Below are 867 nucleotides of genomic sequence, written 5' to 3'. Positions count from 1 at the left end.
GATCTGCGTGGAGCGCAGCGCGGCGATGGTGGTGGGGCTCTTGGCGATCCTGAAGGCGGGGGGCGCCTATCTACCGCTGGATCCGGCTTATCCGTCGGCGCGGTTGCGCCAGGTGCTGGGCGATGCCGCTCCGCAGCTGCTGCTTTGCGATGCGGCCGGCCGCGCCGCACTTGGCCCCGAGGTGCTGACTAATGTGATAGCGGTCGATCTGGAGACGGCGACGCCGGAGTGGGCGAACCTGCCGTTCTCCGACCCGGACCCGCGTGCGCTCGGCCTGACCTCGCGCCATCTCGCCTATGTGATTTACACCTCCGGATCCACCGGCACGCCCAAGGGGGCACAGAATGAGCATCGGGCTATCGTTAATCGCCTGATCTGGATGCAAAAGGCCTATGCACTCAATACGGCTGACGTCGTCTTGCAGAAGACCCCGTTTAGCTTCGATGTCTCTGCCTGGGAATTCTTCTGGACCTTGCTTGAAGGGGCAACCCTGGTGCTGGCGGTTCCTGGTGTACACAAAGACCCGGATGCGCTTGTAAACCTGATAGTCGGCCAACGCATCACCACCGCACACTTTGTACCATCCATGCTGGCCAGCTTCATGGACACGAAGGGCGTTGATCGCTGCACCTCCCTACAGCGTCTCGTGTGTAGTGGAGAGGCGCTTTCTGCTTCCCTCACGCAGAAGGTTCGGTGCGTATTACCTTGGACCGGTCTGCACAATCTATATGGTCCCACGGAAGCTGCTATCGACGTAACGGCCTGGAATTGCCCGGCTGATTTTAATGGGTCAGTGGTCCCGATCGGCCGTCCGATTGCGAACACGCGGGTTTATCTGCTGGACGGTCATGGCGCGCCGGTGCCGTT

General features: G+C 61.2%; 1 protein-coding gene. It reads left to right on the top strand.

The genetic code is table 11. The features are described 5' to 3' along the window. The coding region (locus AB3X89_RS39960; RefSeq protein WP_368588027.1) for an AMP-binding protein at nt 1-867 on the top strand (867 nt) is incomplete at both ends.

The sequence above is a fragment of the Paraburkholderia sp. BR14320 genome (assembly GCF_040948665.1).
GTDB classification, from domain to species: domain Bacteria; phylum Pseudomonadota; class Gammaproteobacteria; order Burkholderiales; family Burkholderiaceae; genus Paraburkholderia; species Paraburkholderia youngii.
Note: the sequence above shows the minus strand (reverse complement) of the source record. Positions and strands in the feature narration are given on the sequence as shown.